This window comes from Thalassospira sp. MCCC 1A01428 (assembly GCF_002115825.1).
Taxonomy (GTDB): domain Bacteria; phylum Pseudomonadota; class Alphaproteobacteria; order Rhodospirillales; family Thalassospiraceae; genus Thalassospira.
Window position 1 is genome coordinate 201,392 of sequence record NZ_JFJZ01000002.1, and the last position, 19,599, is coordinate 220,990.

Consider the following 19,599-nt stretch of genomic DNA (forward strand, 5'->3'; position numbering starts at 1 on the left):
TAGGCCTAAAATAGTGTTTGTTGTTGGTGGATTAACTGTTGTGTAGCACTAACATGTTAGTTATACAATATGTTTGTTGGCGCTATAAACCCGGTTGATTTTCCGGCGGGAGCCATCCAAAAAGAATAATAAATTAGAAAGATCAGGTAATTAGTCCACGGGAGGACCCTAAATGTTGAAGCATCTACCCAAATACACCGCCGGTATCGCGGCGGCTGCGTTGCTGGCACTGTCCGGTGTTGCGACCTCGGCGATGGCCGATCCGGTGAAATTACGCATTTCGACCCCGGCTGTTGAAAGCGACTGGCATGCGAAAATGCTGACCGTTTTCAAGGATGAACTTGAAAAGAATGCGCCAGGCGAATTCGATGTTGAAATTCATCTGAATGCCAGCCTGTTCAAACAGGGAACCGAGCCTGCCGCCATGCAGCGCGGTAACCTTGATATGGCCATGATTTCCGCCCAGGACATTGCCAAGCAGATCCCGGCATGGTCGGTCTTTACCGCGGGTTACCTGATTCGCGATCCCGACCATCAGCGCCACGTTTTCCACAGCGACATCGGTAAGGAATTTTACCAGATGGTTGCTGATGACATGAATATTGAAATTCTTGACGTTGGCTATCTTGGTACGCGTCAGCTTGACATTCGTGGCGAAAAGAAAATTGAAACCCCGGCTGACCTTGCAGGCATAAAACTGCGCATGCCCGGTTCGGATGCATGGCTGTTTTTGGGCAATGCCCTTGGTGCCAATGCAACCCCGCTGGCATTTGGCGAAGTTTACACCGGCCTGCAGACCGGCACGATCGATGCCCAGGATAACCCGCTGCCGACGGTTAAAGCTGCCAAGTTTTATGAAGTAACCAATCAGATTGTTTTGACCGGCCACCTGGTTGATGCCGTGTTTTTGTCGATGGCGAAGAAAACATATGACAGTCTGAGCGAAGAGCAGCAAAAAGTTGTTCGTGATGCCGCCGAAGTGGCAACGTTGTACAACAATGTGCATCGTATCCAGGACGAGGAAAAGCTGATCGAATTTTTCAAGGAACAGGGCCTGAAGGTTTACAAACCTGATGTTGCAGCATTCCGCAAAAAAGTTCAGCAGGACTATCTGGAATCCGACTTCGCCAAAGACTGGCCGGAAGGCATTGTCGAGCGCGTTAACGCAATTAAGTGAGCGTAGTTGTGCGATCCTATCGATCCATAATGAAAAAAGGTTGCGAGGGCGTCGCGGTGACATTGTTCATCGTGATGTTCGCAACCTTTCTTTTGCAGATCTTTTCCCGTTATGTCCTGAATGCTCCGTTGGGCTGGACGGTTGAGGTTTGCGTTATTTTGTACATTTGGCTGGTGTTCTGGACCTCGGCCTTTTTGCTGCGTGATAGCGAGCATGTTTCGTTTAACATGCTGTTTTTAATGGCCAACCCGCGACAAAAACGCGTGATGGCCATTTTGGGCATATTTTGCATCGGGGCGGCGATGGCTGCTGGCCTGCCGGTAATTATCGATTATGTGCAGTTTATGCGCATCGAAAAGGCTCCGGTTACGCGCATTCCGCTTGATTACATCTATGCGATTTTTCCGGCTTTTATCATCGCGGTGGTGATCCGGTCGGTGGTGTCGCTGTACCGGTTGTTTACCCGGCGCTGGCAGGATGAAGTCGCTGCCATTGCCGGTGACGAAGAAGAACAAAGGGATCAGCCATGAGCATGGCTTTTATGTTTAGCCTTGGCGGGTTTTTGCTGCTGGGCGCGATTGGTATGCCAATTTCACTTGCTGCCTTTGCATCTTCGATCGCCTATCTGTTCCTGACCGGGCAGGATGTGGGGCTGGTGGCTGAACAGTCGCTTAATGGCCTGTTTAACAGTTATGTCTTGCTGGCCGTGCCGTTGTTCATTCTGGCTGCCAATTTTATGAATGCAGGCACCATCAGTGACCGGTTGCTGAATTTTTGCGTTGCCATTGTTGGCCGGTTGCGCGGGGGCCTTGCCCATGTGAACGTGCTGGCCAGCCTGATTTTTTCGGGCATGTCGGGTTCCGCCATTGCCGACGCGGCGGGCATTGGCCGTGTCATTATCGACCTTATGTGTCGTGATAACCGCTATCCGCCGGGGTATGCTGCGGCCTTAACGGCGGCGTCCAGCGTGATCGGGCCGATTATTCCGCCTTCGATTCCGATGATTTTGTATGCGCTGATTTCAGATACCTCGATTGGGTTTCTGTTTTTAGGCGGGATTGTACCGGGCCTTTTGCTGGCCCTGGTCTTGATGATTTTAAATGCCATTACCGCACGTCGGCGCAATTTTGCCCGGGATGAAGCCGTACCTTTACGCGACATTCCCAAGCTGACCATGCGGGCATTTCCGGCCCTGATGCTGCCGGTAATTTTGCTGTATGGCATTTACGGTGGTGTAACGACCCCGACCGAGGCCGCAGCCGTCGCCGCAGTTTATGCACTGGTTTTGTCGGTGCTTTTCTATCGGTCATTGTCCTGGAAAGATTTTTACAAGCTGGTGCTGGACGGGGCGCGGTCAACATCGGTGGTCGGCTTGATCATCGCATCAGCGCTGGTGCTTAATTATCTGGTTGCCAGTGAAAATGTGCCGTCAATGGTGGCAGGGCAACTGGCCGGACTGGAAATGTCGCCGGTGGTGTTTTTGCTGGGCGTTAACGTGCTGATCCTGCTTTTGGGGTGCCTGTTTGATGCAACGACGCTGCTGTTGATTGTTGTGCCGCTGTTTTTGCCCGCCGCCAAGATGCTGGGCATTGATCTGGTGCATTTTGGTGTGGTGATTACGGTCAATATCATGATTGGCCTGGTGACGCCGCCCTATGGCGTGGTGCTGTTTGTGCTAAATGGTGTAACCGGCATTCCGCTGCGCGATATTATCCGTGAAATCTGGCCGTTTATCTTTGTGTTGTTGTTTGCCCTGTTGATGATGACCCTAATACCGTCGATTGTTTTGTGGTTGCCCCGCATGTTTGGGTATGCCGGATAAAACTGCGGTTAAATCAAAGACATCTGGGCCTTAAACAAACAACATCCGCGCAAGTGCATCTTGCGCGGATGTTGTTTTAAAGGTGCCTTTTGGGGAATGCCCGAAATGTCCGCTTTTATTGCGCGGTGTGGTGTGCTGCGACCTTAAGCACCACATCCTCGATCGAACCGGCGTAATCCACGTCTTGCAGGTCGGGACGGTCTATCATGATGACCGGCAGGCCAAGGTCACGGGCAGCGATTAGTTTGCCTTCGCTGGCATCGCCACCGCTGTTTTTGGTGACCACAACATCGATTTCATAACGCTCCAGCAATTCCAGTTCGCGTTCGGGCGAAAAGGGCCCGCGCGCAGATAACCATTCGCCATTGGCAAGGTTAAACGGATGATTGGGGGCTTCGATGGTGCGAACCAGCAGCCAGCAATCGTGCAGTTCGTTGAAATGGTGCAAGTTGCGCCGTCCAATGGCGATCAGGGCGCGGTGGCCCAGCGTTGGCAGTTTGGCAGCCGCAGCGGGAATATCGGGGACGGATACCCAGTTGTCGCCGGTTTGGGCCACCCAGGGCGGGCGGCGATACTGGATACATGGCACAGATACACTGTCGCATGCCTGTGCGATATGGTTGGAAATCTGGGTGGCATAAGGGTGGGTTGCATCAATAACCAAATCGATCCGGTCGGTTTTCAGGCTTTTGATGATACCATCCGGCCCGCCAAAACCGCCGATACGAACCGGGATGCCATCGGGAAGGTTGGGTGCACTGGTGCGCCCGGCAAGGGACAACTGCAAACGGATATGGGTGCCAAACCTGACCAGAAGTTCACTGGCAATGCGATTGGCATCGCCTGTACCCCCGAAAACAAGAACGTTTAACGGGGAAAGGTGCTTTTTCAGTCTCAGGTCAGGATCGGGCATCGGCAATCGGTTTCCATATATAGTGTTTGTCGGTATCAAATCAGCCTGATACCAAAATTGTGTTTTCGGCGGCAAACAGGCCGGATATGCAGGGCAAAGCATGTCGGATGACATTGCGATGGGCGGATCAGGCCTGATATGAACAGGGCCCGAATGACTATAATTCTTGCCGGTCAAATTGCCCGGCCCGGCCAATCATTTCGCCCTGGCGGTCAAAGATAACCACCTCGATCGCGCAGGCACCATCAATGGTGGCCATTGCTGCTTCACGCGCCTGTCGGGCGATCACGCTGGCTATGGTAACGTTTTCGCGGGCACAAAGTTCCAGCACATGGCGGGCGGTATTGGCCGTTTTTATGGCTTCACACAGTTTTTCGCTGGCACCGTTGTTATGGGCTGTTTCGGCCAGTCTTGCCATATTAACCTGTGAGCGGCTGCTGTGAAGGTCCATATGGCCCTGTGCCAGCTTAACCAGCTTGGCAAAACCACCGGCAATCGTAACCTGCGCAACAGGGTTTTTGCGCAAATATTTTAACATGCCGCCTGCGAAATCCCCCATATCAAGCATCGCTTCGTCGGGCAGGTCATACAGGGCCTGAATGGCACTTTCCGATGTTTTGCCGGTTGCCCCGGCCACGTGGGTGCGCCCTGTGGCACGTGCAACATCAATGCCGCGATGGATGGAATGGATCCAGGCCGAACAACTAAACGGGATAACAACGCCTGTGGTGCCCAGTACTGACAGACCACCAATAATACCCAAACGCGGATTCCAGGTTTTTTGGGCAATTTCAGCCCCGCCGGGAATGGATATTTCAATTTCCACATCCGCAGCAACGCCAAACCGTTCGGCCAGTTCCGTAATTTGCGCAACCATCATTTCGCGTGGCTTGGGGTTAATTGCCGGTTCGCCCACGGGCACGGGCAAGCCCGGTTTGGTAACTGTACCCACCCCCGGCCCGGCGTGAAATGAAATGCCGTGGCCCGGTTTTGCCCGGCGCACTGTGGCAATAATTTCGGCCTGATGGGTAACATCGGGGTCGTCGCCTGCATCCTTGATGATGCTGGCCTGCGCCCAGTTTTCTCCGATTTCGTGTTTTACCAGGGCAAAACACGGGGTTTCGCCGCGTGGCAGTGTAATGCAAACCGGATCGGGAAATGTGCCATCCAGCAGGGCGTGCCAGGCCGCGCGGGTGGCGGCGGTGGCACAGGCCCCGGTTGTCCATCCTTTGCGAAGCGGGCCTTCTGGCTTGCGGGTCATGATTGTAAATCTGGTTCCTGTGGGTGGGCTATGGGGTTACCCCGGTTAGAATTTTTGCCATGCTAGCGGTTTTGGTTGTGTGGGGCCATCGTGCCGTTTGCGGAAGTTATAACATAAAATAATTGTTCTATTTTTGGTATTACCATAAATAATTGGATTTATCTGTTGCCCTGTGATGGTTATTCCTGTGTAAGATGGCTGGTAACGGCCCCTGCTGCAACGGGGATGCGCAGACAATGTTTCAGCAATATAGCCCCATAAATTCGGATAGTTTTGGCGTATGACAGCACTTGGTATTGATTTTCCGCTATTTGAAGCAGGCTGGGTGTGGCTGGTGGGGGCTGGCCCCGGTGATCCCGGTTTGCTGACCTTGCATGCCGTTAACGCCATGCAGCAGGCCGATATTGTGGTTTACGATGCACTGGTTGACGACCGGATTTTAAATTTGCTGCGCCCGGATACCAAGCGGATTTATGCCGGAAAACGTGGAGGGCGGCCATCAGCCCGGCAAACCGATATTTCGCTTGAACTGGTGGATCTGGCCCGCCAGGGATTGCGGGTGTTGCGCCTGAAAGGTGGCGACCCGTTTGTGTTTGGCCGGGGCGGCGAAGAAGGCTTGACCCTGGTGGAACATGGTATTCCGTTTCGGGTGGTTCCCGGCATTACTGCCGGCATTGCCGGTGCGGCCTATGCCGGTATTCCGGCGACTCATCGCGATTGCAATTCGTCGGTTACCTTTGTGACCGGACACGGGGCCAGCGGCGATGTACCAGATAACATCAACTGGGCCGCATTGGCGCAAGGGTCTCAGGTGTTGATCATGTATATGGCGATGAAACATCTGGGCCGGATTGCAACGGAACTGATTGCGAACGGGCGTGCCCCGGATGAACCGGTTGCGGTGATTTGCCGGGCGACAACACCCCATCAGCAATTGCTGATTACGACGCTGGCCGATGCGGCACAGGATGTTGAAAAAGCCAATATGGAGCCCCCGGCGATTTGCATTGTTGGCAAGGTAGTTAATTTGCGTGACCGGTTACAGTGGCTTTCTCCGCAGGATAATGTTTCGGCGGTGCGCCATGTTGCCTTTGACCAGATATTGGAATTAATCACGACGCCTGGCGACGATGGTAAAACAGCAACGGTATCTGCCACGGCACCCCCGACAGCGCCGGCATCCACGCTAGACGATCATTAATATCACCAACTGCTGATTACCAACGACAGAGATTGATCTATATCGTTGTTCTTTGCCCGGCCCGCCGTCACAATCGCGACCGGGCCGGGAAATGGCCGTTGCAACAGGTAGGCCAATGGACGAACAGCAAATTCTTATTCGCATTATCGAAAGCGGCTGGGCGCAGTGCAGTACTGCTGTGCGCCAGGATGGGGGCGTAATGGTTACCGCCCTATTGGCCGGGCTGGTGGGCAGCGCAACCCATTGTGTGGGCATGTGCGGGCCGTTTGTTGTAAGCCAGGTGACGGCCCGTATGGAAAAAATACCGCTTGAAAAAATGTCGGAATTTCGCCGGTTAACCGGGGCGGCCCTGTTTCCATATCATTTCGGTCGGTTAACGACATATATTTTCCTGGGTGTTCTGGCAGGGCTGTTTACTGACAGCATTACCGCTTTGGCGCAGGTTTGGTGGATAGCACCGATATTGCTGTTGTTTGCGGCGGTGTTTTTCCTGATTTATGGCATTTCGGGGCTGGTGCCCCATCTTGGCGGTTTGCTGCCCCCCAAAGCAGATGGAAAATCGCGTTTTCTTTCAGGCAATGTGTTGAAACGCGGTGGTTTGGGGCAATGGTGGCATCGCCATATTGCGGGTCGTTTAAGCCCGTTTTTTAATGCTCCGTTCGGGGGGCGTGGTTATATTCTGGGATTGTTGCTGGGGTTTATTCCCTGTGGGTTGATTTATGGTGCGCTGGTTCTGGCGGCTGCCGGCGGGTCGGCCTTTTCGGGCGGTATGGTGATGGCGGCCTTTGGGGTGGGGACGGTGCCAATGCTGTTTGCCACGGGGTGGATCGGACAATATGCCACCCGTAAATTTCGCAGTGTGATGGCGCCCGTCGGGCGTGGGTTGATGGTGGCAAATGCGGTTGTGCTGGCGTTGCTGGCTTATCACCAGATCGCCTAGGTGCCAGGGCTGTTAACCGGTTTTGGCCGCAAATGAATTGTCACAAATTGGTGTGGATAAAGGCGAAGGCTTGCAACCGGTAATGAGCGTTTTATAGTGCCGGTTGGTTTGGCCCCAGATGCAAGGGACGGGTAGCACGTGAATAGAAGAACCTGGCTGATTATTATTGCCATTATTGTGGTGCTGACATTTGGTTTTGGCTTTCGCCTTTATAATATGGGGCGCGATACGCAAGCCGGAAATGGCGGGCAAACCAGTTCGTCGGGCGTTGCCAGTATTGGCGGGCCGTTTAACCTGATTGATCAGAACGGCAAGGCGCGTACCGAACAGGATTTTCGCGGCGAATATATGCTGGTTTATTTTGGCTATACCTATTGCCCGGATGTGTGCCCGACCGAATTGCAGGCCATGTCCAACGCGATGGATATTTTGCCTGCCGATGTTGCCAAAAAAGTGCAGCCCATATTCATCTCTGTTGACCCGGAACGTGATACGGTGGCGGCAATGGCTGATTATGTACCGCATTTTCATCCGCGTTTGATCGGTCTGACCGGAAGCCTGGAACAAACCAGTGCCGCGGCAAAAGCATATCGGGTTTATTATTCCAAGGCGTTTGAAGAGGGCGAGCCGAAAGATTCGGACACGTATCTGGTGGATCATTCGTCCTTTATTTATCTGATGGGGCCAAACGGGGCCTATGTTCGCCATTTCAATTATGGTGAAACGCCGGAAAAAATTGCGGAAGGTATTGAAAAAGTTGTCGAAACCCAGGGATAAGCGCCTCCCTGTTTCGGGAATAATGATTGCTGCACCGGCCTCTAACAGCGGTAAAACCGTGGTGACGCTGGGCATATTGCGCGCGCTTGCCAATCGCGGTTTGAACATTGCAGCGGCCAAGGCCGGGCCGGATTATATTGATCCGGCCTTTCAGCATGCAGCCAGCCGAACGCCTTGCCTTAACCTTGACCCATGGGCAATGACACCAGATGCGATTTATGATCTGGCGCGCTGGCATGTCGACACGAAAGACAGCCCCTTTGTGATGTGTGAAGGGGTGATGGGCCTGTTTGATGGTGCGGCAGGCGGTGGTGGTTCATCGGCCGATTTGGCCGCGATGATGGGTTGGCCGGTGGTTCTGGTGGTGGATGTGCGTGGGCAGGCGGCATCGGCCGCCGCTGTTATTACCGGATTTTCCCGGTTTCGGCCCGATGTGCGGGTGGCCGGTGTTATTTTAAACAGGGTCGGCAGTGACCGGCACAAACAGCTGATTGTTGATGCCTGCGCGCAGGCGGTGCCCGACATACCCATTATTGGCGCGGTGATGCGTAATGATGACCTTGTATTGCCTGAACGTCATTTGGGACTGGTGCAGGCCGGGGAACACCCGGCACTGGAACCGTTTCTTGATCGGGCAGCGGCGATTATGGCCCGCGATATTGACCTTGATGCGTTGATTGACCTGGCAACAATGCCGTTGCCCGATGGTTCGCCAGACCAAACCCGTACCAGGGCGGCAAGTGCAAGTATTGATGTGGGTGATGTCGGAACGGGGAATTTTGCCGGCTTTTATAACGGGACGCATGCGGACCAGGCTGTTGGCAGAAAGGGCTATGTACCATCGGGCGCGGGTGCGGGTGCTGCTGTGGCTCCGGTTACGATTGCACCGTTGGGGCGTCATATTGCTGTGGCACGAGATGCGGCTTTTGCGTTTTGTTATCCGCATATATTGGCAGGCTGGCAGGCCGCGGGGGCAACGATCAGTTTTTTTTCGCCTTTGGCCGATGAAGCCCCGACGGCGGAATGCGATGCAGTATATTTGCCCGGCGGATACCCGGAGCTGCATGGCGGCATTTTGGCCGCAGCACAGACCTTTCAGCATGCCATGCAAGATGCCGCACGACGCCAGATCACCATATATGGCGAATGCGGGGGGTATATGATGCTAGGCGAAATTTTGGTTGATGCCAATGGTCTTGCGCACCAAATGACCGGGTTATTGCCGCTTGAAACCAGCTTTTATGATCGAAAGCTGCATCTTGGTTATCGACAGGTTGAAATACGCCAGGGATGCAAACTGGGGCCGCCGGGAACGCGTTTACGCGGCCACGAGTTTCATTATGCCAGTACGACACAGGCGGCAGGCGATGGCTGGTTATCGGCAAAAACAGCCGATGGCCGCGACCTTGGCCTTTGTGGTTTGCAAAATGGATCGGTGTTTGGATCTTTTTTTCATCTGATCTGTTAATGGGCGGATCTGCTTTCCACATCAGCACGTATAAATTCGTGATATGACCAGGCGCAAAGTGTAGGGTGCAGGCGCATAAATATGATTGTCCTTTGAACCGTCGGGATTTATCCGGTCTGCTTTGGCGCATCACCTTGCCGGGGTTTTGCTTCGTGCATTTGCACAAAACCGGACGATCATTTCGATCATATGGGCACCCCCTGATTGCGATCTAGCACTGGATAAATGATGACTTTGCCTTTCTGGAAAACCAAGCGCCTTGAAGAAATGAACCGGGATGAATGGGAATCGGTTTGTGATGGTTGCGGTAAATGCTGTTTGCATAAGTTGCAGGACGAAGACACCGATGTTTTGTTTTATACATCGGTCGCATGTCGGCTGCTTGATTGTGATAGCTGCCTGTGCAGCGATTATCCCAATCGCCGAAAACATGTTCCCGATTGTGTAAAGCTGACCAGAAAGAATATTGCCGATATCGACTGGATGCCCTCAACCTGCGCGTACCGACTGTTACGTGACGGCGAAGACTTGCCTGAATGGCATCCCCTGATTACCGGTGATCCAAAATCAACTGTAAAAGCGGGAATGTCAGTCTCCGGGCGGGTTACGTCAGAGCTTGATGCAAACCCGAACCTTGAACTTTACATCGTTGATTGGCCCTCATGACGTAAACCGGGATGAGATAAATTTTCCCGGCGGAACAACTGGGGGTATTTTTTTCGCTATGTATGTATACTAAAGTGTAGTATAGCTATCCCAAAGATCGAATTTCAAGTTGTTATAAGTTGAAGTTGTGGCTTATTTTCAGGTGACACAAAATGGCATTTTCCCGGTTCTTTCAGTCGAAAAAAGCGCAGGAAGCGACCCAAATTCTTGAGGCGTTAAATCTGTCGATGGCGACGATCGAGTTCTCGCTTGATGGACGCATTCTGGACGCCAACGAGAACTTTCTGGCGATCAGCGGGTATTCATTGTCCGAGATTGTCGGGAAATCGCATAGTATTTTTGTGCCGGCGGAAGAGCGTGATTCTGCGGAATATCGCGATTTCTGGAAGAAGTTGCGCGACGGAAAACACCAAAGTGCCGCGTTTCGCCGCGTCAATAAAAAAGGCGAACAAATGTGGCTTGAGGCCAGCTATAACCCGGTGCTGGATAATACCGGTACGCCGGTTAAAGTGGTTAAGTTTGCCACCGATATTACGGAACGCCGCAAGGAGCGGGCGGTTTTGCAAAGCGTATTTAATGCGATTAGCAAGTCACAGGCCGTTATCGAATTTGATCTGGACGGGAACATACTGACCGCCAATCAGAATTTTTTGTCGTTGTTTGGTTATCGCCTTGCTGACCTTGAAGGGCGGCACCACAGCATGCTTCTTGATGCCGGTGTTAAAGGCACGCGCGAATATAACGATTTCTGGCGGGCGTTGAAGCAGGGTGAATTTCAACAGGGCCAATACAAGCGCATCGGCAAAAACGGCAAGGTTATATGGATTGAAGCGTCGTATAATCCGGTGCTGGACCCGATGGGAAAACCGCTTAAAGTTATCAAGTTTGCCACCGACGTTACCGAGCAGGTTAACCTGTTGATTGAGCTTAAGTCGATGATTGATAACAATTTTTCCGACATTGATATCAATATCAACATCCTTGGTACAACAGCAACAGATGCGGTAAGTGCCGCTGAGAATACATCTGAAACGGTGCATACCGTTGCGGCCAGTGCCGAACAGCTGGCAGCATCAATTGCCGAAATTTCACGCAGTATGGCGCAGTCGCGTGCCGCGACCGAACAGGTGTTTGACCAGACGGTTGCCGCTGATTCATCGACCCAGCGGATGTCGGAAGTTGTTGCAGCGATGGGTAATATTGTTGAGGTTATTCAGGATATTGCCGGGCAGATTAACCTTTTGGCCCTCAATGCGACCATTGAATCGGCCCGGGCGGGCGATGCCGGCAAGGGGTTTGCCGTGGTGGCCAACGAGGTGAAAAACCTGGCCAATCAGGCCGCGCGGGCAACCGATCAGATTGCGGATGAAATTTCGGGTATTCAGTCGATTACCATCGAGGTGGTTGACGCCTTGGGGACGATTCGCAACTCAGTGGAAATGGTACGCGATAGCGTGACCAATATTTCATCTGCTGTTGAAGAACAAAGCTCGGTTACCGATGGTGTGTCGCAAAATATCCAGTCCATGCGCCATACAGTAGAGGCCGTGTCGCGCAATATTGGCGATATCCAGAAATCGGCTGATTCGGTTGCGACATCGGTTAATCGCACCCGCGAGGCCGCAGAGGTGTTGGCGCGTTAAAACTGATTGCCGTATCCTGAGTTACTTTTGCAGGCCGGTTTGGCAATATTAAATACGAAAAAGGCAGCCCGGGATCAGGGCTGCCTTTTTGTGTTTTGATCCGGTTATTTACCGGACAAGCCTGTGTTAGTGAACCGAACGCGGTTCCATATCGTGTTGGCGGATCGCGGCATAGGCCACGGCATAGCTTTCAAACGAGGCAATATGGGTGCCATCGGCAGTGAATACACCATAAATCCGGGCCGCTTCGGCATCTTCGGGGTTTCGCATTTTGCGGACATAGGCAAAATCCTGAATCCCCAGCATGGCGAAATCGCCTGACGACAGCATATGAAGATCCTGCTCGGCCGGGATGACGCCTTCTGCGTCGTCATGGTCTGAGATGCGATTGCTCATATGAACCACTCCTTTAACTGGCCTTGCGGCTTTTTAGACATTTGTTTCATTATCGTCGTCATCTACCTTCATGTCGATGGTGCGCGACGGGATATTTTTTTTGCGGTTCGAATTGATGGCAATTTCACGCACAACCGGTTCGGGAACCGGCCGGTTAAGGTCAATATGCAGCAATCCGTTATCAAGATGGGCACCGATCACTTCGATGCCTTCGGCAAGAACGAATGAACGCTGGAACTGCCGGGAAGCGATGCCGCGATGGATATAGACGCGGTTGCTTTCATCTTCCTGGTGTTTGCCCCGAATGATCAGCTGGTTGTCTTCGGTGGTGACAGCAAGGTCATCATCGGAAAACCCCGCGACAGCAACCGTGATACGGATGTGATTGTCACCAATCTGTTCGATATTATAAGGCGGGTAGCCTTCGGCTTTGGTTTTTGAAACCTGATCAAGAACGCGTTCGATCTGATCGAAACCAAGGAGCAGGGGGCTGTTAAACATTGAAATACGCGACATGGCGATTACTTTCACCTCCTCTGAATGAGCGAGCGTGCAACGGATCAGATCCTTTCGGCATCTGTCTGCCCTGGCCCGGCTACCCGGCACCAAAGACGCACTTTCCTTATAATTACATGTTATTTTGTTACCGGTAGTCAAGCCCCAACCATTGCCGTTACGCAACTGGCTGCCCTGTTAACGTTCATTCAGCCCTCGTCATAGTCCATTTTGTCACGGTCTATTGTACCTTTTGGCTGGCTGTTGTGCCCTTTGCTGCGGTTTTTTCAGTATGTGACGAAATGGTGGGCAAGGTGGTCAGGGCGTAATATTCCACCTCGCGGTCCTTACCGCGTAACGCTTCGCGGTGTATTTTTGTTCCTTCGGGGATGTGCAATTTTCCACGCGTGATGATATCGCGCGAGATAATCAGCGGCACACCATGTTCCTTGCATTTGGATTCGAGCCGGGCAGTCGTATTAATGCTATCGCCAATCGCACTGATTTGTTCACGCTGGGGGGGGCCCATTTCGCCAACAATGGCATCCCCGATATGAATGCCCAGGCCGATGCGCAAATCGAATGGCAGTTCCGATTTAAGATGGTCGTTTAGTTTGTCGATTCGGGCCAGCATTTCGGCAGCACCACGCATGGCATTTTCGATTGCCCGACGGATATTACGGTCTTCCAGGCCGTAAAGCGCCATCAGGCCATCGCCGGTAAACTGGGCATAATGTCCCCCGGTTGCCCTTAATGCTTCGGTCATTTCGGCAAAAAACTGGTTGAGGATAAACAAAACATCGTAGGGCATTTTGGTTTCGCCCAGTTTTGTTGAATCTCGCAAATCGGTGAAAATAACCACAACTTGCCGTTCGCTGCCCGTTAGGCCACCGGGGCGACGGCCATCGCTGGCGGTGGCGTTGGCGGGCAAAAGCGGGGTAATGGCGAGATTGGCCGTGGGGCGAATTTGGCAGGCAAGGCGCCAGTCTTCCGGGGCATTTATGCTGCGCAGGGCCGCACTTTCGACGGGATTTGGGCTGGGTAAATCGGTCAGGCCACTCCGGCAATGCAGGCGGCATGTGGTGCAGCGCCCACGCCCGCCGCATACCGATGCAATAGGGACTTTCGCCTCGCGCAGGGCCTCAAGTGCAGTGGCACCGGGCGCAACCCGGACTGTTTTACCATTGGGGAGCTGCAAGGTGTGGGCACGGCGCACGCGGTCCAGAATCAGACGTAAGGGGCGCAGGGCGAACGGGCTTATTGCCAGCAGCAGGGTAATGATCAGAAAATATTCTGACATGAGGCTATAGAAGGCAAAGGACTGTGCCGTTCGCCCCGCTTCATTGATGATATGTGCAAGATAGGGGGTTCCGCCGGTGGCGGCACGTTGTAGCACGGTGCTGGCAGCCGCTGTATACCCGGCAAGCGCCAGTGTTGGCACGGCAACGGCCAACCCGCCCAGGACAGCACGGTAACGCGGATAAAACGGTTTTACTGCCAGCCAGTAATGAATACCGATGCAGCCGTGGGTCCAGACGACAATCAGGCTGATGGCCTGCAATATGCCGATACGGGGGCTGAAAACGGCCAGATCGACTAACACTCGTTCATAAAAGGGATCAACTTGCCAGGCGATTTCGGCAACCCGCGTGCCAAGTATATGTTGAAATAGCAAAACCGGGATAAGCAGCCCCAAAACGATTTGCAGCCATTCCTTGGGTTTTAACCGCAGAGACCGACGGCGTACCAGCCGCCCTGTTGCCAGCAAAAAATGGAGGATGATGGCAAGCATCAGCAATTGTTCAAAGGGCGGGTATTTCCACGGTGTAGTCAGAAAAAAATCGGCGCGTTCCATTGCTTCGGGCGAGATAAGACCAAAGGCATGGTTGCAGAAATGCATAAATACATACGTAAAAAGCAACAGCCCCGAATACAGGCGCAAGGAGGGAGCACGTGCCGCCAGTTTTGCAAGGAAAGGCTTGGCAGTAGGGGCTGTTGTCATGAGGCGGCCAATTGTTGAAATAAAGTTATACTCTATCGGTGGTTTGGCTGGCCCCAAAGCTGTGAATTAATGAAACACGTAAAATTTACGGCGACCGGGCGTTTTGGCCGGTCGCCGTTAAATGACGATTTGCGATTTGTTGCGTTGCGTTTGAGCAAGACGCGGTGGTCAGGCTGCCTTGCGGTTTTGGTGGCCTTGCAGGAAGGCGAGTAACCAAGTGGCAAAGCTGCCACCATCAACCGGATTTTCCAGTGATTTTTCTGCAATAACAGCCAGATCTTCGGCAATGATATCGCCCCGGCGTGATTGCAACAGGGCATTTTCATAATCGTGCGAAAATTCGGGATGGGGCTGAATTGATGCGGCGTTATCGCCGTAACTTAAACCGGCATAAGGACAAAAATCTGAACTGGCCCAGACCTTGGCATTTGCAGGCAATTGTACCACCTGGTCCTGATGAAAGGCATGCAATTTCATTGATGATGGCGCGTTATGAACCCATTGCGGGGCGTCATTTGCCAATGTGTATTCATGAACACCAATGCCCCAGCCCCGGTCCGACTTGACCACAGTGCCCCCCAGGGCGGCGGCCAGAATTTGATGCCCGAAACAAACACCAAAAACCGGTATGCCTGCGCCAACAATGTCGCGAAGCAGGGCCTGAAGACGCACCATCCAGGGAAGGTTTTCATATACCCCGTGTTTGGACCCGGTAATGATCCAGGCGTCGGCATCGTTGATGCTGGCGGGGAACTGATCGATCAGGACGGACCAGCTTTCAAATTGCAGGGACGGGTCCACTGCGCCCAACATTTTTTCAAACATTGCGGGATAGCTTTTGAACTCGCCCTGCATGTCTTCGGGGACGAAACCGGTTTCGAGGATGCCGATCTTCATGTTTTACCTTGTGAGGCTGCGGGAATGCTTTTTCACAGGTAGGCTAGACGGATTCCAAAGACAAGGTTTATGCGTATACGCGACGGAATACCTGCCATGTTTGCGACTGGCCCGAAAATTGATTGCCGGAATAATGTGTGCTGCCATCGGGGCCGGATTTGATTATCTGGCCCACAAGGTTTGAAAGATGCGTTGTAAAGCCATGCCGACCAGCATTGCCGCAACAAATAACAGCGATTTGGTTTGAAATTGCGACAGGGCCGCAATTGCCGGCCCAGGACATAACCCGGCCAGTCCCCAGCCAACCCCGAATAATAATGACCCGATCACCAGCGGGCGGTCTATTTTGCGTTTGACCGGTAAGGTGATGGTGCCACCCAAAAGGGCGTTTTTCCGGGGCTTGGCCCAGACAAAAAACGGAATCGCCACGACCAGCCCACCCAGCATGACCAGTGCCAGGCTGGGGTCCCAGCTGTTACTGGCAATGGCTGCGATATCAAGAAATGCCAAAACTTTTTGCGGGTTGATCATGCCTGAAACCGCAAGCCCGGCACCAAACAATGTGCCGCAAAATAATGCACCTGTAATACGCATTTTAAAACCCCGCCACATGACGTAACAAATAGGTCGTTACGATGCCACTACCCATAAAAGCCAGCGTCGCAACCAGGGACCGGGGCGAAAACCGTGCCAGCCCGCAAATGCCATGACCACTGGTGCAACCACTGCCCAGGCTGCTGCCAAACCCAACCAGAAGTCCTGCCATGACGAGAATGGGCAGGCTGGCATCAACAATGATTTGCGCGCGGTTGCCGGTTATTAGTGCCACCAGCAATGGCCCCAGGACCAGACCGGCCACAAAGGCTGATCGTTCCAGCCGCTGTTGCGATGTGCCTGTCGCAATATTGCTAATAATGCCACTTATGCCTGCAATCCTGCCATTCAGAATCAGAAACAGCCCCGCAGCAAGGCCGATCATGGCGCCACCGCCAAGCGCGCTAAACGGAGTGAAATTTTCCATAATGATGTCCTGCTTTTAATTAATTAATTTGTATATTGTAATGTATTAATTTAAATCAAGGGGAAATCGGATTTGTCCGCATGTTTTGTTCGTCTGACCTGTTGGAAGTAGCAATCGGGCATGTAAGGCCGCTGTTTTGCACAACGCAGACGGCCTATCGGTTTCGGAATTTGAATTTTAAATATTAAGTGTTTGTTTTTAAATGATTTAATCTGTCTTGCCAAAAGCGCGAAACAGGCAGATATAGCGTTTGGTTTTCCCGGCATCCTGTTGGGTGCATTTCCAGGATTTTTCACCCATGAGCAATGATCGGCTTTCAGCAAGTCGGCGCCTTGATGTTGCGCTGGCAATGGCGGAACGGGGCGATATTGATGCCGCCATCGAAGTGGCAACGGCGGCGCTGGAGGCTGATGCAGACTGGGACGAAGCCTATTTTGCCTTGGCCGAGATGCTTGAAAAAGCAGGTCGCAAAGACCCGGCAATTGATGCTTATCGCGAGTATCTGAAACGCGACGCCACCGACCGCATGGGGGCCGAAGTGCGCCTGATGTTGCTGGGGGCTGCGGCAATGCGTGACCGCTTGCCGCCCGAATATGTGCGAGCCCTGTTTGATGATTATGCCCCGCGGTTTGAACATTCCCTGCGCGACAAGCTGACTTATCGCGCCCCGGAATTGATGTTTGAGGCGGTTCGAACCTTGCTTGCCGATATGGCCCATCCGCTTGAAGTGCTGGATTTGGGGTGTGGTACCGGGTTGGTTGCCGATGTTTTTGCCGGTAAAATTGATGTTCTTGACGGGGTAGACCTGTCGCCACGCATGTTGAATCGTGCGCGGGCCAAAGGCAGCTATCGCGATCTGGTCGTGGCCGACATTACCGCCATGCCCGATATGGCAACATCGCGCTATGGTATGGTGATTGCCGCCGATGTTTTGAATTATCTGGGCGACCTGGAACCGGTTCTGGCCATGATCCATTCCCGTTTGTTGCCAGGCGGTATTTTGGTGATGTCACTGGAAGAAGGGGACGTTTACCCGTTTGATCTGGGGCCGGGACAACGGTTTCGTCACCATCCTGATGTGATTGCCGACTGGTTTAAGCGGGCCGGACTTGAAATTATATCGGACCAGCAAGGTGCGTTGCGCCAGGAAAAAGGTGTAGCCGTGATTGGACGTATTGTGGTGGCACGGGCTGCTTCTGCCATTTTGGGTGTAACAACGGTGCCCGAACTGGCGGTTGCCGCCATTGACGGTGAATGCGGGGCACCGGTAATTTTGCATTAAGGTGCAATGTTACCGGTTCGCGGTGCTATATGGTGGGCATGTTGATCAAAACAGACCAGCACCTGTGCCTTTCCACCGTAGGCAGCACTGAATTCCCTATTGAAAAAGGCGTTTCCAGCCTGCCAGCACCCCTTTGACGTGTGACGTTTTGCATGCGAAAGCTTGCAGATGCCGGTGCGGCCTTTTTGATTGTACCTTAAGGGCCGTCAAGCAGCAGTTATTCGGCGGCACTGGCATGGTTTTGCTGCCGGCTTGGTCGCGCTGCCGCGCGTTTGGTTATTTTGCTGGCAAATGTAATGGCAATAATGGTGACCAGATAGGCAATGATTTGCGTTAGCGTCGGGCGATCCATGTAACCAACCAGAGTATGCAGGGCTTTGCCCACAAGGCTTTCCTGGCTAAGCAACCATGAGCTATCCCAAAGAACCGGACCGAGATTAAGGATATCTGCGGCCGATAGGAAATTCATTGCCTGTGCGGCCATCCCGGCCGCCAGAAGCGTGATCATGATGCTGGTGACGGAAAACAGATACCGGGTGGGAATGCGCAAAAGGCCCAGATACATGCCGGCGCCAACCACAACCCCGGCCGCAAGGCCGATGCCACCACCGACAAGCGTATTTGACAGGCCACCTTCGGCCGTTGCCAGCCCATACAGAAACAGGACAATTTCCGAACCTTCGCGCAGAACGGCAACACCAACAACAATGGCCAGCGCGGATAATGATTTTTTGCCATCCCGAACGGCATTGCCCGCATCGCGCATTTCCATTGCCATTTCGCGGCCATGCACCGACATCCAGGCATTGTGCCAACCCAGCATCAAGACAGCGACCAGCAAGATTGACGCATTGAAAATTTCCTGACCATACCCGGCCAGTGCCCCGGCGATTGCGCCCGCGAAATAGGCAACAATGGCTGCCCCGGCAATGCCACCGGCAATCCCGGCGGCGATCCAGCGCCGCGCACCGCGTACACCATTTACCGCAGCCAGAACAATTCCGACAATCAGGGCAGCTTCCAGGACTTCACGAAAGACAATGATCAGGGCAGCGGACATGGGATCGATCCCGTTTGTGTTTGTGGCAACAAGAAAATGAAAAACAGCGCAGATGACGTGTAGTTTGGCGGCGGACTGACCGGAAACAGATGATATTGCGTTGCAATGTGGTGGCCAGAGCACAGGCCGGAGCACGACAGAGCAAACAAGGACCATGCTGGCGCAGTGCGAATTTAGCCAAAGCAAGCAGGCAGGTAACAGGGCGCAAGCCGTTCAGGCGACAGGTTGCGATTTATTATTCAACATGGACCATACCCTTGGCGGTGCTGGCGTGAAATTCCCCCATGAAGCTGTAATCACCCGGGCTAAGGCCATCGAGTTTGATTTTTGCGGTCATGCCCGGGGCGATGATTTTTTCGCGGCGCAGATCATGGCTGTCAAATTCCTCGACGGCGGAATCTGCGTTTTTAACCTGCAAGACTACCGGAGTATCGGCCGGAAGGGTGATTTCGGCCGGGCTGAATTTATGATCCTTGATTACGATATCGATGGTTTGGGTGTCGGCATAGGCTGCGACCGACAGAACGGTGCCAGCCAGAAAAACAGACAGTGCTGCAAAGATTTTGGTCATAACAGAA

The 19,599-nt window shown here is 53.1% G+C and carries 20 protein-coding genes; 10 read left to right on the forward strand and 10 right to left on the reverse strand.

Features of this window, described 5'->3' with window-relative positions:
* Positions 1-172 precede the first annotated feature (172 nt).
* Genes THS27_RS02580 through THS27_RS02590 form a run of 3 tightly spaced genes read left to right on the forward strand, consistent with a single transcriptional unit; the run spans position 173 to position 2,999 of the window.
* Positions 173-1,177, forward strand: coding sequence for a sialic acid TRAP transporter substrate-binding protein SiaP (locus tag THS27_RS02580; protein ID WP_139835448.1), 1,005 nt, complete (start codon positions 173-175; stop codon positions 1,175-1,177).
* Positions 1,178-1,233: 56 nt separating this feature from the next.
* On the forward strand, positions 1,234-1,707 hold the full coding sequence (locus tag THS27_RS02585) for a TRAP transporter small permease (protein WP_168184802.1): 474 nt from the start codon (positions 1,234-1,236) through the stop codon (positions 1,705-1,707).
* Entirely contained in the window at positions 1,704-2,999 is a 1,296-nt protein-coding gene (locus tag THS27_RS02590) for a TRAP transporter large permease (protein ID WP_085587564.1), read from the forward strand. The genes THS27_RS02585 and THS27_RS02590 overlap by 4 nt, the downstream gene beginning before the upstream one ends.
* 115 nt (positions 3,000-3,114) lie before the next feature.
* Here the strand turns inward: THS27_RS02590 and THS27_RS02595 are convergent, their stop codons facing one another.
* On the reverse strand, positions 3,115-3,912 hold the full coding sequence (locus THS27_RS02595; protein WP_085587736.1) for a cobalt-precorrin-6A reductase: 798 nt from the start codon (positions 3,910-3,912) through the stop codon (positions 3,115-3,117).
* Positions 3,913-4,069: 157 nt separating this feature from the next.
* Positions 4,070-5,173 (reverse strand): cobalt-precorrin-5B (C(1))-methyltransferase, encoded by a 1,104-nt coding sequence (locus tag THS27_RS02600; RefSeq protein ID WP_085587566.1) that lies wholly within the window; start codon positions 5,171-5,173, stop codon positions 4,070-4,072.
* A 280-nt stretch (positions 5,174-5,453) separates the two neighbouring features.
* Here THS27_RS02600 and cobA point away from each other — a divergent pair, with 280 nt between their 5' ends.
* The 6 genes from cobA to THS27_RS02630 all read left to right on the forward strand — a co-directional run bounded on the left by cobA (position 5,454) and on the right by THS27_RS02630 (position 11,868).
* Positions 5,454-6,374 (forward strand): uroporphyrinogen-III C-methyltransferase, encoded by a 921-nt coding sequence (cobA, locus tag THS27_RS02605; protein ID WP_085587568.1) that lies wholly within the window; start codon positions 5,454-5,456, stop codon positions 6,372-6,374.
* A gap of 115 nt (positions 6,375-6,489) precedes the next feature.
* Entirely contained in the window at positions 6,490-7,314 is an 825-nt protein-coding gene (locus THS27_RS02610) for a sulfite exporter TauE/SafE family protein (protein ID WP_085587570.1), read from the forward strand.
* Positions 7,315-7,452: 138 nt separating this feature from the next.
* Positions 7,453-8,091, forward strand: coding sequence for an SCO family protein (locus tag THS27_RS02615; protein ID WP_246832809.1), 639 nt, complete (start codon positions 7,453-7,455; stop codon positions 8,089-8,091).
* A gap of 22 nt (positions 8,092-8,113) precedes the next feature.
* Positions 8,114-9,559: a cobyrinate a,c-diamide synthase gene (locus tag THS27_RS02620; RefSeq protein ID WP_085587572.1), complete on the forward strand. Its 1,446-nt coding sequence runs from the start codon at positions 8,114-8,116 to the stop codon at positions 9,557-9,559.
* 225 nt (positions 9,560-9,784) lie between these two features.
* Positions 9,785-10,225, forward strand: coding sequence for a YcgN family cysteine cluster protein (locus tag THS27_RS02625; RefSeq protein WP_085587574.1), 441 nt, complete (start codon positions 9,785-9,787; stop codon positions 10,223-10,225).
* A gap of 152 nt (positions 10,226-10,377) precedes the next feature.
* Entirely contained in the window at positions 10,378-11,868 is a 1,491-nt protein-coding gene (locus THS27_RS02630; RefSeq protein ID WP_085587576.1) for a PAS domain-containing methyl-accepting chemotaxis protein, read from the forward strand.
* A gap of 126 nt (positions 11,869-11,994) precedes the next feature.
* Here THS27_RS02630 and THS27_RS02635 read toward each other — a convergent pair whose 3' ends face one another.
* The 6 genes from THS27_RS02635 to THS27_RS02660 form a co-directional block, all read right to left on the reverse strand.
* On the reverse strand, positions 11,995-12,264 hold the full coding sequence (locus THS27_RS02635) for a DUF1150 family protein (RefSeq protein ID WP_085587578.1): 270 nt from the start codon (positions 12,262-12,264) through the stop codon (positions 11,995-11,997).
* A gap of 33 nt (positions 12,265-12,297) precedes the next feature.
* Complete coding sequence (locus tag THS27_RS02640; RefSeq protein ID WP_085587580.1) at positions 12,298-12,780, reverse strand: Hsp20 family protein; 483 nt, start codon at positions 12,778-12,780, stop codon at positions 12,298-12,300.
* Positions 12,781-13,000: 220 nt separating this feature from the next.
* Positions 13,001-14,761 carry an adenylate/guanylate cyclase domain-containing protein gene (locus THS27_RS02645; protein WP_085587582.1) on the reverse strand — a complete coding sequence of 587 codons (1,761 nt, stop codon included), beginning with the start codon at positions 14,759-14,761 and terminating at the stop codon, positions 13,001-13,003.
* Positions 14,762-14,929: 168 nt separating this feature from the next.
* Complete coding sequence (locus THS27_RS02650) at positions 14,930-15,658, reverse strand: gamma-glutamyl-gamma-aminobutyrate hydrolase family protein (protein WP_085587584.1); 729 nt, start codon at positions 15,656-15,658, stop codon at positions 14,930-14,932.
* A 162-nt stretch (positions 15,659-15,820) separates the two neighbouring features.
* A complete protein-coding gene (locus tag THS27_RS02655; RefSeq protein WP_085587586.1) occupies positions 15,821-16,252 on the reverse strand; it encodes a DUF6691 family protein in 432 nt (143 codons plus the stop codon).
* Between the two features lies 1 nt (position 16,253).
* Positions 16,254-16,679 (reverse strand): YeeE/YedE family protein, encoded by a 426-nt coding sequence (locus THS27_RS02660; protein WP_085587588.1) that lies wholly within the window; start codon positions 16,677-16,679, stop codon positions 16,254-16,256.
* 298 nt (positions 16,680-16,977) lie between these two features.
* Here THS27_RS02660 and THS27_RS02665 point away from each other — a divergent pair, with 298 nt between their 5' ends.
* Entirely contained in the window at positions 16,978-17,961 is a 984-nt protein-coding gene (locus THS27_RS02665; RefSeq protein WP_085587590.1) for a methyltransferase domain-containing protein, read from the forward strand.
* 217 nt (positions 17,962-18,178) lie between these two features.
* Here THS27_RS02665 and THS27_RS02670 read toward each other — a convergent pair whose 3' ends face one another.
* Both THS27_RS02670 and THS27_RS26840 read right to left on the reverse strand, forming a co-directional pair.
* Positions 18,179-19,021 carry an FTR1 family protein gene (locus THS27_RS02670; protein WP_085587592.1) on the reverse strand — a complete coding sequence of 281 codons (843 nt, stop codon included), beginning with the start codon at positions 19,019-19,021 and terminating at the stop codon, positions 18,179-18,181.
* Between the two features lie 235 nt (positions 19,022-19,256).
* Positions 19,257-19,592 carry a cupredoxin domain-containing protein gene (locus tag THS27_RS26840; RefSeq protein ID WP_168184803.1) on the reverse strand — a complete coding sequence of 112 codons (336 nt, stop codon included), beginning with the start codon at positions 19,590-19,592 and terminating at the stop codon, positions 19,257-19,259.
* Positions 19,593-19,599: the final 7 nt, after the last annotated feature.